This is a genomic window from Spirochaeta dissipatitropha, assembly GCF_054657935.1.
The window spans coordinates 116,248-128,714 of sequence record NZ_BAAHXT010000003.1 but is presented as its reverse complement, the minus strand read 5'-3'; the positions used below and the strand labels follow the sequence as shown (position 1 = coordinate 128,714).

The following is a 12,467-nucleotide window of genomic DNA, read 5'->3' as shown; positions in this document are numbered from 1 at the left end:
TCCACTATATAGATTATAATAGTAAGTGAAAGAAGGTGCAGAAATGAAATTGTTGAATAGTCTCTCGATCGGGAAAAAGCTCACCGGCTGGATTGTGCTTCTGATGCTGCTGCTGGCTGCAGGCATCGGAATTGCATCCTATGTCCAGGCTTACCAGGCCGTACAGAATCAGATCCGTATGAATGCACCGCAGATGGCCGCATATGGAGCGGATGTAATCAGGGGAGTTCTTGATCGCTACCTGGCCGTTGCAGGTGAAATGTCCATGCATCCGGAGATCAGGAGTATGGAATGGGAACGGCAGCGCCTGGAGCTGGAGCGGCAAACAAACCGCGGTGGATTTCTTGGAATGGGTATTATTTTTTCTGACGGAATAGCGCGATATCCGGATGGAACAACAGCAGATCTTGGTGACCGTGAGTATTTTCAGTGGGCAATGAGAGGTGAGGCCAACTTCTCGAATGTTATTATTTCGAGGGTAACCAATTCTGCAGTTATGATGATTGCCGCACCAATTCGAAACAACAATGGTGATATTTCTGCAGTGCTGATTGCAAGGCAGGATGCAGGCTGGTTGATCGATACTACCAGCCGTATTGGCTATGGCGAACGAGGATATTCCTATGCAATCGACGGCAGTGGAACTCTGATTGCACATGATAATCGTGATCTGGTTATGGAGCAGGTCAATTTTATTGAAGAATCCAGACGGAATCAGGAATATGCCGGCCTCGCAGAAATGTTGCGGGACATGGTTCAGGGCAGAAGCGGGTACCATGAGTACTTTTTCGAAGGACAGACCAGAGTCTTCGGATATGCGCCTATTCCTGGTAGCAGCTGGTCGATTGCTGTCGGTGCAGATCAGAGCGACGTATTTTCTGAAATCTATGCTATGCGTCTGGGGATAATTCTCATGACGCTGCTGTTTCTGGCCATAAGTGTGATTCTTGCAGTGCTGCTTGCCAGGAGTATCTCCCGTCCAATTCTATCTGCTACAGCATTTATGGATGTGCTCTCAGGTGGAGAGCTGGCACATAGTGTATCTGCAGATCTGCTCGAACGCGGAGATGAAATAGGAACGCTTGCTCGGGGTATGCAGACCATGCGAACGCGCTTGTATGATACCGTGCAGAGGATTAATGATTCTTCCCGGCAGGTTGCAGAAAACAGCAACGAGTTAAGTGAGATAGGACAGCAGGTTGCCTATGGTGCCAGTCAGATGTCGAATGTCGCGCAGGAAATGTCACAGGGAGCCAGTGAGCAGGCGGCATCTGTGGAACAGGTTTCGGCTTCCATGGAAGAGATAGCCGCCAGCATTCAGCAGAATGCCGATAATGCTGAAGCAACCGAACAGATTGCCCGTCAATCCGCAGAAAACGCGAGCAGGAGCGGAGATGCGGTGGCTGAGACCGTCGTAGCCATGAAGCAGATCGCCGAAAAAATCAGCATAATCGAGGATATAGCCCGTGAGACCAATATGCTCTCACTGAATGCAGCCATTGAGGCTGCGCGGGCCGGAGAGCATGGAAAGGGTTTTGCAGTGGTTGCCGCCCAGGTTCGGAAGCTGGCCGAGAATTCCGCTGCCGCAGCCAAGGAAATCAGTCAGCTCAGTACCTCCTCGGTTATGGTGGCCGAACAGGCTGGTGGAATGCTGTCGGAAATGGTTCCCCATATTCAGCGAACAGCTGAGTTGGTTCAGGAAATAAGCGCGACCAGCCGTGAAATGAACAGCGGGGCCAGTCAGGTGAATACAGCAGTTTCCCAGCTTGATCAGGTTGTCCAGCAGTCTGCTGCTTCAGCCGAGGAAGTTGCATCGACCAGTGAGGAACAATCGAGTCAGACCGATACCCTTGCTTCTACCGCAGAGCAGTTGTCATCCCAGGCACAGGATCTCCGCGATATTATTGCCTTCTTCCGCCTCGGTCAGCAGGAAGCACTGGAGCAGAGCCCTGCAGCGCGAGCGGCCAGGCCGGCTGTAACCAGCAGAGCGCATAGCACCCGCAGTCCGGGAGCTGTGAAACCTGCAAACCGGACAGAGCCAAAATCAACTGGTATTACACTCAGGGACAAGAGGTTTCAGATTGAGGATGATTCGGATTTTGAGGAGATGTAGTGGGTCTGTCTGAAATCTTCATCTGCTGCCAGCAGAAACTCCAAAGCCCAGAATAGTAGTGGGGTAGGTTTTACTGGCGTGCTGCTCGGTGTCAACGCTATGGTAGCCATGCAGGTACAGGTCGATTCCTGATTGATCCGTACCCAGGCGCAGGCCAAGTCGCCCGGCTGGTTCAATATCATAGCCGGGTTCTGTCCTGTTTCTGTGCAGACGGGGCTGAAGTTCAATGAACAGGCTGCTTTGCCTGCTGATATTGTGCCGAAAATCGAGAAGGATTTCCAGAGTCAGAAGATTTCTGGGTTTTGCCAGGTTGCTTCCCCAGAAGTCCCATAGATCCGAATAGCGGAGGAAGACTGCGGCATCCAGTCCGGATATGCTTTGTACAGGTTTGAGTGTGGCCAGTCCTATGAAGATCTGGTCACGGGCGACTTCCGAGTAACCCTTGCGCAAAGGATGCAGACTGGTGCGGCGGTATCCGGTAATTATGTCGGCAAAGGGGCTGCGTACTGCTGCATGCAGACCATATTGGTACTGGACAGCATTCATCCACCATTCGGCGATGCTTGCTGCCTGTTCATCTGCATGAACCGGTCCAACCACGAGAATGCTGGATAGATGAACCTGCAGCGCGAAACTGTCATTCCAGCTCAGAAGTCTTGATGCACCTTGCGTTCCCAGTGTGAATGCATCTTCCCCACCCGAGCTGTAGCCGGCATGTTCATACCAGATCCTGCCATAGAATCCGGATCCGGCCTGGAGTCCAGAGATGGTTTCAGTACTCCCGTCTGCAGCCTGTAAACCGTGGAGCGAATTAATCAGTGCCAGTGGATTAATAAGTGCCAGAGGCTCGGCATAATCACGGGTATGCAGAGTTCCTGCTGTCAGCAGGAACAGCAGCGGTAGCAGAACCGCTGAAGCTTTTACTCGTATCATGAGAAAAGAATACTCCATGCGGATCCGGTTTTCCACTCGGCCAGTGTTATTACAGAAATTCTTCCTGATCATAAAGGAAATGCCTACACAGCTGCTGTAATTAGGTGTAAAGTATAAGGAGGAATATAGTGGGGAGTTCAGCGATGCAATTGGGTGATCAGGAGCTGCAGGTAATAGGTGAATATGTCAGGACTCATCTGCCTGAGTGGACAGGCCAGAATCGATCTATGCAGACCGGTTTGATGCAGCTTGATGTATCCCTTATCGAGCGGATCATCAGGCTTGAAGAAGGAATGAAATCACTGCATGAATTGATCGAGCAGCGCACACTATACCTCGAGCGGAGTTTCGGACAGATTGAACGCCGCTTTGAGCAGATCGACAAACGCTTTGAGCAGGTGGATCTCAGGTTTGAATTGATTGAGCGTCGCTTTGAGCAGATCGACAAACGCTTCGAACAGGTCGAACGTCGCTTCGAGCAGATAGATCAAAGGTTTGAGCAGGTCGAGCGTCGCTTTGAACAGATCGATCAAAGGTTCGAGGCGGTCGAGCGTCGCTTCGAGCAGATCGATAAACGTTTCGAGGACATGTTGCATTACATGGACAAGCGATTTTCTGTTCTGCAGTGGGTAATTGGTCTGGGCTTCACTGCGATCGCGACACTCATGGCTTTATTTAACTATCTGTAAAGGCTGGGTGAAATCTTATTCTCCCGGCAAGCTTTTCTATTTCATGTCCCAATGCGGTGTTTTTTTTAATGAACGGAATGTCCCGACGGACAAAGTCTATAAAATCATGAGCTTTGCTGCTGGAACATTCGGCTATCTCCAGGGCCTGTGCCGTTGCTGCCAGTACATGTGCAGCACACAAATACGACATATCCAGAGATTCTACCAGTTTCAGGGCGGACAGGGTTCCCATGGAAACTACATCCTGATTTCCGCTTTCGGTGGGCCGTGAGAGTACCGAGATCGGCCCTGCCAGCTGCTGGACCTCAGCCGCGAGAGCGCTGGTGCTGATGCCCAGGGCCTTGAGGCCGAACTGTGGACTGCCATGCGTGTTGGTATCGGCTTTGGACGGCTGTGGAACCAGGTTTGCCGGCAGTATAGCGCTACCTTCAAGCAACAGCTGCATCTGCCGGTCAAGAAGATTAACCGTTGTTGCAACAGCAGTACGAAGAAAGTCGCAGGCCGCACTGATATGACCACCGTAGAAATTCCCGGTGTGCCAGGCACGCTGTGCTCCGGCCTCAAAAAGAGGATTATCGTTCGCAGAGTTGAGTTCCTGTTCTATCCATGCTTGAACGGCTGTCACTGTATCTCTCAGAACACCGTTTATCTGGGCCGCACAGCGAAGGCTGTAACGCGCCTGGATATTTCCGGAGCTGTGAGACTGGCTGATAGGTTTTGTATCCAGATCAGCAGCTGATCTTATTGCCCGTGCGGAATCGATTTGACCGGGATGGTGTTTGCTCTTATGTACCCATTCACCAAAAGCTTCTTCTGGAATACGCAGTGATTCTGCAGCGGCAGCGGTAATCCTGTCACTCCACTCAGCCAGGCGCTCAGCTTCATCAACAGAGAGTGCCGACAGGGCTGTCATTACTGCCGTGCCGTTGATCAGTGCAAGTCCTTCTTTTATGTCCCACGACCAGGGTTCTATTCCGGTTTGCTGCAATGCTTGAGCAGAAGATATCCGCTGCCCTTTGAACCATGCTTCGCGCTTGCCGGCCAGCAGAGCCGCTGCATAGCTGAGAGGTGTCAGATCGCCGCTGGCGCCGACGCTCCCGCGGCTTGGTATTACCGGGGCGATTCCGGCATTGTAGACACGGACCATGTGTTCAAGCAGTTCGGGTCTGATTCCGGAAACACCTCGCGCCAGACTGATTATTCGTGCCAAAAAGACTGCGCGCGATTGGCGCTCGGATAACAGGGGGCCGATACCTGCTCCATGGTACTCGATCACTGCTTCCTGCAGGGCTAATTGCTGTTCGGGCGGTATCTGTATATCGCCCTGGGCACCGAAGCCGGTTGTTACCCCGTAAACGGACTCGCCATTCTCTACTAGTTGCTCCAGCACTTTACGGGAGGCAGTTGCTTCTTCTATAACTGTTCCGCTTACTTCGATTTTCTGCTGCGTGTCGATTGCGGAAATGAATTCCTGAATGCTGACTTGCTGGTTTCTGCTGCCTCCGAGTATGAGCGGCTGTATTGTCATCTGTTTCTCCGTTATCCTAACCTTCTTGATGGCTATTAGCCTACATTTTTGTAGGCTAATGAGCGCGTTTCATGCAATATTGTCACAAAAAGACTTGTCCTGCTACAGTTTGATCATTCCTGATTCTGGAGGTCAGTATGAAGGACAGAAGTCTGTTTGTCATCAAGATCGGAAGTAGTTTTCCGGAACTTGTTTCGGAGAATGGTGATTTTGATCTCTGGACCCTGAATGGCTGCCGGGTTCACGACAATCGGTGCAGGATTATTGATGCAGAACACGGACAGAATCTGCCGGATCCAGCTGTCTGTGCAGGTGTGGTGCTGACTGGGTCTCATAGCATGGTAACTGATTATCTGCCATGGAGTGAACGCACGGCTGAGTGGATCAGGCAGCTGCTTGATGAACGGATTCCGATTCTCGGTATCTGCTACGGACATCAGCTCTTGGCTCATGCAGTAGGTGCCCGGGTCGGTTTTCTGCCCGGCGGGATTGAAATCGGTACTGCTGCAGTGCACCGCAGACGCAAGGAGGCTGTCGATGATCCATTATTTGTGCATCTACCGGCATGCTTTCAAGCGCAAACTGCTCACTCACAGACGGTTCTGGAACTGCCGGACGACGCTGTACATCTTGCCAGCAGCAGGCGAGACCCTCATCATGCATTCCGCATTGGAGACAATGCCTGGGGTGTGCAGTTTCACCCGGAATTCTCTCCGGTTGTTATGCGGGAATATGTACGGCGTCATAGAACTGATATTGAACAGAGTGGACAGAACTATGAGACTTGCTTCAAAGGTGTCACTGAAACTCCCCAGGCACAGGGCTTATTAAGCCGTTTCGCAGATCTCTGTCTACGCTCGGTACTAAGTTGCAATAACCCCGACTGAATGACTTGAACTATGCCTCACAGGCAGTCCCGCAAAGTTTGCTTTGACTGAACTTCTGGGCAGCATTGGTGGAGTGCTGATAATACAGGCTCTTGATCTGCAGCTTCCAGGCAGTAATATACAGTGAGTTTATTTCTTTGGCAGGCATCTGTGGGTTAATCATCAGATTCAGTGATTGGCTCTGATCGATATACAGCTGTCTGGTGCTTGCCTGATCGATTATCTCCATGGGATCAATCTCGCTGAAGGTTTTGAAGACCATTTTTTCTGAATCAGTCAGAAAATCCAGATGCTGTACCGATCCATCATGATCGCGGATGTCGCTCCAGACCTCGCGTGTATCATATCCCTTATCAGCAAGCAGTTTTTTCAGGGCCGGATTATAGATTGTAAGCTTCATTTTATCGATGTCCTTGACATAGCAGTTCGACCAGATCGGCTCTATGCTCTGCGAAACCTGACCCAGAATAAAGGCCGATGAGGTGGTCGGGGCCACAGCATTCAGGGTGGTATTCCGACGGCCGTAGCCATCAAGGATTTTCGGCTCTCCGTAAATCCGGGCGAGTTCCGCCGAAGCAGCATATGAGCGTTCCCTTATCAGCCTGAAAATCTGCAGATTCAGTTTTTTGGCTTCCATGCTTTCAAAGGGAATCATTCTTGACTGGAGATAGGAATGCCATCCCAGAACCCCGAGCCCAAGAGCCCGATTTTCCACTGCAAAATTATAGGTTCGCTCCATATAGTGAAATGCTTCGCGGTCTGACTTCTTTTCTGAATCCCGAAGTTTTTCGAGTTTGCCTATAAAGTCTGTCATGACCGCATCCAGAAAATAAATCATGGTCTCTACGGCGTCGGTATCCTTCCATTCATCAAAGTGAAGCAGATTCATTGAGGCCAGGTCACAGACAAAGGACCAGTCCTCATTGTCAGGAAGAGCAATCTCTGAACAGAGATTACTATGTGTGATTTTGAGGTTTTTCTCCCGGTATACATCCACGGTGTTTCTGTTGACCGTATCGGTGAACAGAATATATGGGTATCCGATCTCTACTCTTCGCTGGATTACCTTGGCCCATAGCGCACGCTTCGCTGAATCTCCGTCTATCATGGACTGCATCCATTTATCACTGACGGTTACACCATGCGTCAGGTTCTGAATCGGATTTCCTTCTGTGCCGATATCGAGAAACTCGTCGATATCCGGATGATCGATCGGCAGATACGGAGAGTAGTGGCCCCGGCGCGTAGATCCCTGACTCACAACATTGATTATGGTTTCAAACAGCTGCATGAAATGAACGGCACCTGAGGATTTTCCGTTGTTTCTGATCGGGGCGCCACGGTGACGCAGGTCTCCGAAATAGCCGGAAGTACCGCCGCCGAACTTGCTCATCATTCCAGCCTCAGCCTGTGAAAACAGGATGCTGCTCATATCATCGGAGATATGTCCTCCGAAACAGCTGATCGGCAGTCCTTTATCGATTCCAAAATTAGACCATATCGGAGAAGACAGGGAAAAGAATCCCCTGGACATATAGTCTACGAACTTCTCTGCAAATCCCGGTTTCTTAAGCAGTTTTTCTGCTGTTGCTGCAATAAAGCGAATGCGCTCCTCAGGCTGCACTCCCTTGGTGAGGTATCCCTTCGCCAGAAAAGACCGGCTGTAGTCGTTAAGCCATTCCATTGTTCACTCCTAAAATAGATCGTCGCTGGTTATACTTTTTGATCGCTTGTTGTAATTGATAGATCTCTTGACGAAAAAGTCGCCGTGCTTGGTTGCAATCACCTCATCATCAAACCAGTCAGTTTGCTGGAGAAGTTCAGAATCTACTGAAAACATGGGCTTTTCTCCTATGCGCTCAAGTGAGTTGTTCAACCGGGCCTTTACGAATTCTTTTACCAGGGCTTTCGGAAGGAAATCGAGTTCACCCGTCTCGAAAAACCAGTCGATGATAGCTGATTCTGCCTTATAGGCCTGTGCACACATATCAGCAATGGTTTTCGACATTTCTGCTGTGAACCATTCCGGCCGCTCCTCTTTTATAATGTTGATCAGATCGATTCCGAATAAACCATGAATCTGTTCTTCCTTGGATGTAGCCTCGATCACATTCGAGATCCCCTTGAACAGGTTCCGGTACTTGTTGAACGACATCATTATGAGGAACTGGGAAAAAAGTGATACGTGTTCAATGAAGAGAGAGAAGAGAAGAATCGACAGGGTGTAATCCTCCGGTTGTCCGCCTTGAGCCGCCAGATTGGCCTTTTCCAGATAATTAATGCGCTGGATGATGCAGGGGATTGAACTGATCTGTTCGAATTCGTGATTCAGCCCCAGCAGTTCCAGTAAATGAGAATAGGCATCATGATGTCTCACCTCACTCTCGGCGAAGGTATAGCCTACCGAACCAATCTCTGGTTTGGGAAGTTTCTTGTGTATGTCACCCCAGAAGGTTTTTACCGAGACCTCGATCTGGGCGATCGCGAGCATTGTTTTCCGGATAACATCCCGCTCGGCCTCAGTGACATTTACCTTGAAGTCCTGAATGTCGGCTGTGTAGTTGAACTCGCTGTGGATCCAGTAGGAATGCCTGATGGAATCAACATATTCTGCAAGCTCAGGGTATTCATAGGGTTTCAGGTTAAGCCGACGCCTGAAGATATTGCGTTTCCGCTGCTGTGCATGTTTTTCCCGGTACAGAATATAGGCCTTGGCGGTGAGCTTGTACTCTGAATCAAGGAGAATCTCTTCAACGAAGTCCTGTACCTGTTCAACGGTGAGTTCAGCAGGATTTCTCTGCTGAATAAGCTCAAGTGTTTTCGAACAAAGTACGTCTGCCTCGGCATCAGCGAACTCAGCGGTGCTGTTGCCAGCCTTGAGAATCGCATTCATGATTTTGCGGGAATCGAAGGTAACAGAAGCACCGTCACGCTTGATTATATAATCGATAGGAAGTCTGGTTTGCATAGCATCTCTCCTGAATCTGAAATTTCAGAGCTGCGTGCAAGGAATTCCAGAAGAAATGCTGAAAGTGCCTGACGCGAGCAATGTGAATCCAAACGGACACATGAATCAGGATCGGACTCTAACCGTTGCGCGACAGTGCCGGAATTTCACCGGACTTCACTGATTCAATCACCAGCTAAATGTAACCAATCAAGGCAGGGCTGTCACTAGAATCAGGGTTGATTATTAGTAATTTGCATAGGTATTGTAGGTGATTATATGAGAGCCACCGCCTGTAAATCTCAGGCGGTGACTCTTCAGGGAATATTACAGCCCTTTTCGTTCGAAAAAGCGGAAGAGAAAGAATGCACCTACTGTCAGAGCTGCTATGACGATCCAATGATTCAGGCCAAGAAGACCGGGCAGGGATATGCTTCCGAAGGACCCGATAGGTGCGATGAAATTCTGAACGAAAGGATAAATAAATGCGTAAATCAATCCACCAATAAGCATGCCGAGTATCGGGTATGCCGTGTGGAGGCGTCCTTCACAGAGCGAGCCGATACTGGTGCCTGGACAGTATCCGATGACTGCCCATCCGATGCCGAAAAGTAATCCGCCGATAATCTGCAGACCCAGGCTGAGAGCTCGGGGAGCAAACTCAATGACACCAATGTCACTCAGGAAGTGGATACCGATTGAACCAACTACGATGGTGCTGAGCATGAACTTAACGATGGTCATGTCCTGCAGGCGCATGGCAGCAACCTGTTTCTCGAAGCGCAGTACGGATGCTTGCTGGAGAAATGCTCCGAAGAGCGCTCCGGTAATAAGTCCATATATTAATGTCATACTTTTCCTCCTTCAGAAGCTGATTTTTGCTGTGATGCACGGCCCGGTGAACCGTAGAGTATGCGGGCAGTAATTATCCCGCCGGTAAAGAACATTGCGACCGCAATGAGGCTGCTGACACCAAGTTGACTGACTCCGCTGACACCATGGCCGCTCGGGCAGCCTCCAGCCATTCTGGCCCCGATCATAGCGATGGCACCGCCGGCAAGAGAGAACCAGACTCTCGTGCTGGTTTTGCTGCCAAATCGTTCCACCCACATAGGTGGAAGTTTTTCCTGCTTGAAAGTACCGGAGAGTTTAGCCGAGATAAATGCTCCTATACCAATCCCAAGCACGAACAAGAGCTGCCAGTTCGGGAAAACGGCGGCAGTGAATGTTCCTTCGCGAACCGCGTAGAACTCAATCTGTGAGAGATCGACACCGAACATCTGCACGAAGAGTGACGCAGCACGTGGAAAGGTGGTTGAGGTGCCGAAGAACTGGCCGGCAATTGCGACGCTGACGGTCAGCAAGAGACCGGACAGGGCCCCGAATATGTAGGGGCGGTAGCGGGAATCAATTTTCATGATAGCCTCCTGTAGTATTTTGGTTTTTATTAATATACGAATTTTACTACATATAGTAAAGTGAATGTAGTAAAATTTTATTAATGGGCTGCGATTCATTGTCTTTTTCTGTGAATGCGGGAAAATCAGAAAATATACCATATGGTAGATGCCGATTAAAATGCTCAGCAATATGTTTGCTGATATTCCCAGTTCTGTTTGAACAGGAATCGGGGAATATAAAAATACTGTCGTGCCTGATGGCTGCGACACAAGGAGAGTACTGTGAAACAGATAAAATCTTTCGCCATGATAATCCTGATTTCCATGACGGGTTTGCTGATGCTTGCATGTGAGAATCCCGCAGGGTCTGATGCAGGATCTGATGTGGTGGATGATGTCAGCGATAATGCTGCCGGGGAGAGTTCTGAGGATTCCGGTTCCGGAAGCTTCAGTATTACCTACGATGCGAATGGATACACAGGCAGTTCGGCACCTGTAGATTCTACAACGTATAGTTCAGGGGATACCGCAGTTATTCTACGAATGGAGACCCAGTTCTATAACTTGTACGAAGATGATGATTTTGTAGGGGTAAATCATTTTTTCGGTTGGAATACCCAGGCAGATGGAGAAGGTAGTACTTATCATCCTGACCGCAGTCTGACTGTTAATGGAAATATTACCCTGTATGCACGCTGGTCCACAGAGGCAAGGCAGTTCCTGCGCTTCGGACCGGCTGGAGGTGCATGGCCGCCTCCTTCAGATGGAAATCAGTACATGGTTGGTGACACGGTTCCATTGCCTTCCGGAGACATTGTTGATACGCCTGAAGGTCATGAGTTTGTACAATGGGAGCAGTTCGGCTCGGATACTACCTACGAGGCAGGTGAAATCTTTTCAGTTACTGCCAGCTCTAATACGAATATTTTCCTGCCAGAATTCAGGAAACTGTCCTATACAGTGACTGTTGATCTCCAGGGAGGTTCATGGACAGGTGAAGACCTGGGTACAGTTTTTGAAGATGTTGAGTACGATTCCTCACTTTCAGGTATCGGCTTGTCGACACCGGAGAAGGAAGGTCATAACTTCGTGTACTGGGAAATGTATTTTCCGGAAGAGGATGATGGCTATTGGGACAATATACAGCTTGAGACGCAAAAAATGCCTGGGCGGGATGTTGAGCTGCGTGTAGTGTGGGAAATTGTCTTGTAGCTGACAGTATGAAAGAAAAGCCCGGCAGCTTTATATAGGCAATTGCCGGGCTTGGCTATTATGTTTTTTTCACTGATATGTTTACTTACCTGTGAGAATTCCACCCAGGAACATGACGGATCCGCCGATTGAAAGATAGCTTGGATTAAGTCCGGCATCCGGTGTTCCAATCAAATGGTATGCAAGATAAAAATTTGCGTCTCTGAATCGCAGGCCGATTCGCGGTGATATTCCGGTTGAACGTGCGTCCTCGATCTCTGTGAATTCATATTGTTCAGGCCCGATCTGTCTGGCCGCCTGTCCTGAGAACGTGTATCTTCCGAGCGACAAACCGCCCATCAGAGAAATGTCCAGTGGTCCGGAGAAACGGTGCCAGTAATCTGCACCGATGCTCCAGGAAGAAAACATAGTCCATGCAACACCGCCAATTCCGAGATCGTCTACAAAGGCAACGGCTACCCCTGGCTCAAATAATGCAAATGCATTTACCATTCCCCTTGCGCTGTCGACAGGGAAATCCAGCAGGAAGTAGCCTGCATGTATTGGTATGCTGAAGCCTGCTGTGTGCTCGAAATCACCGGTCAGCGAGGTTAAACCTGTGCCAACACCTAAATTCAGCCTTTGAAACAAGCCATATTCCTCGTCGTGTCCGTTTTCTTCTGCTGCAAGACCAGCAGCGCCTAAAATGAAAATCAGAATCAAAATAATTTTTCTATCCATTGCCTATCTCCCTCATATACTTATTCTTTACAAAAATA

11 protein-coding genes and 1 riboswitch are annotated in these 12,467 nt (G+C 49.5%); of the genes, 4 read left to right on the top strand and 7 right to left on the bottom strand.

The features are described from left to right. The first annotated feature begins 43 nt into the window (after nucleotides 1-43). Nucleotides 44-2,113 (top strand): methyl-accepting chemotaxis protein, encoded by a 2,070-nt coding sequence (locus tag ACYQ2L_RS04210; protein WP_460051406.1) that lies wholly within the window; start codon nucleotides 44-46, stop codon nucleotides 2,111-2,113. Nucleotides 2,114-2,131: 18 nt separating this feature from the next. Here ACYQ2L_RS04210 and ACYQ2L_RS04205 read toward each other — a convergent pair whose 3' ends face one another. Then, nucleotides 2,132-3,046 carry a hypothetical protein gene (locus tag ACYQ2L_RS04205; RefSeq protein WP_460051404.1) on the bottom strand — a complete coding sequence of 305 codons (915 nt, stop codon included), beginning with the start codon at nucleotides 3,044-3,046 and terminating at the stop codon, nucleotides 2,132-2,134. 128 nt (nucleotides 3,047-3,174) lie between these two features. Between ACYQ2L_RS04205 and ACYQ2L_RS04200 the strand changes: the two genes are divergently transcribed. Then, nucleotides 3,175-3,735 (top strand): hypothetical protein, encoded by a 561-nt coding sequence (locus ACYQ2L_RS04200; protein WP_460051403.1) that lies wholly within the window; start codon nucleotides 3,175-3,177, stop codon nucleotides 3,733-3,735. Here the strand turns inward: ACYQ2L_RS04200 and ACYQ2L_RS04195 are convergent. Then, entirely contained in the window at nucleotides 3,722-5,263 is a 1,542-nt protein-coding gene (locus ACYQ2L_RS04195; RefSeq protein WP_460051401.1) for an HAL/PAL/TAL family ammonia-lyase, read from the bottom strand. The genes ACYQ2L_RS04200 and ACYQ2L_RS04195 overlap by 14 nt on opposite strands. A gap of 137 nt (nucleotides 5,264-5,400) precedes the next feature. Here ACYQ2L_RS04195 and ACYQ2L_RS04190 point away from each other — a divergent pair, with 137 nt between their 5' ends. After that, a complete protein-coding gene (locus tag ACYQ2L_RS04190) occupies nucleotides 5,401-6,150 on the top strand; it encodes a glutamine amidotransferase (protein ID WP_460051399.1) in 750 nt (249 codons plus the stop codon). A 10-nt stretch (nucleotides 6,151-6,160) separates the two neighbouring features. On the opposite strand, the gene ACYQ2L_RS04185 is transcribed toward ACYQ2L_RS04190, so the two are convergent. The 4 genes from ACYQ2L_RS04185 to ACYQ2L_RS04170 form a co-directional block, all read right to left on the bottom strand. Next, nucleotides 6,161-7,834, bottom strand: coding sequence for a ribonucleoside-diphosphate reductase subunit alpha (locus tag ACYQ2L_RS04185; protein WP_460051397.1), 1,674 nt, complete (start codon nucleotides 7,832-7,834; stop codon nucleotides 6,161-6,163). Between the two features lie 9 nt (nucleotides 7,835-7,843). Continuing rightward, a complete protein-coding gene (locus ACYQ2L_RS04180; protein WP_460051394.1) occupies nucleotides 7,844-9,118 on the bottom strand; it encodes a ribonucleotide-diphosphate reductase subunit beta in 1,275 nt (424 codons plus the stop codon). Between the two features lie 98 nt (nucleotides 9,119-9,216). Further along, nucleotides 9,217-9,295: riboswitch (adenosylcobalamin-variant (AdoCbl-variant) riboswitch) on the bottom strand. Nucleotides 9,296-9,424: 129 nt separating this feature from the next. Beyond that, nucleotides 9,425-9,949 carry a YeeE/YedE thiosulfate transporter family protein gene (locus tag ACYQ2L_RS04175; protein ID WP_460051392.1) on the bottom strand — a complete coding sequence of 175 codons (525 nt, stop codon included), beginning with the start codon at nucleotides 9,947-9,949 and terminating at the stop codon, nucleotides 9,425-9,427. Continuing rightward, the gene (locus tag ACYQ2L_RS04170) at nucleotides 9,946-10,515 is read right to left on the bottom strand and encodes a YeeE/YedE thiosulfate transporter family protein (protein ID WP_460051389.1); all 570 of its coding nucleotides are present in this window, start codon (nucleotides 10,513-10,515) and stop codon (nucleotides 9,946-9,948) included. The genes ACYQ2L_RS04175 and ACYQ2L_RS04170 overlap by 4 nt, the downstream gene beginning before the upstream one ends. A gap of 264 nt (nucleotides 10,516-10,779) precedes the next feature. On the opposite strand from ACYQ2L_RS04170, the gene ACYQ2L_RS04165 reads away from it, so the two are divergent. Beyond that, on the top strand, nucleotides 10,780-11,709 hold the full coding sequence (locus tag ACYQ2L_RS04165; protein ID WP_460051387.1) for an InlB B-repeat-containing protein: 930 nt from the start codon (nucleotides 10,780-10,782) through the stop codon (nucleotides 11,707-11,709). Between the two features lie 81 nt (nucleotides 11,710-11,790). Here the strand turns inward: ACYQ2L_RS04165 and ACYQ2L_RS04160 are convergent, their stop codons facing one another. After that, complete coding sequence (locus tag ACYQ2L_RS04160; protein ID WP_460051384.1) at nucleotides 11,791-12,429, bottom strand: hypothetical protein; 639 nt, start codon at nucleotides 12,427-12,429, stop codon at nucleotides 11,791-11,793. Between the last annotated feature and the right edge of the window lie 38 nt (nucleotides 12,430-12,467).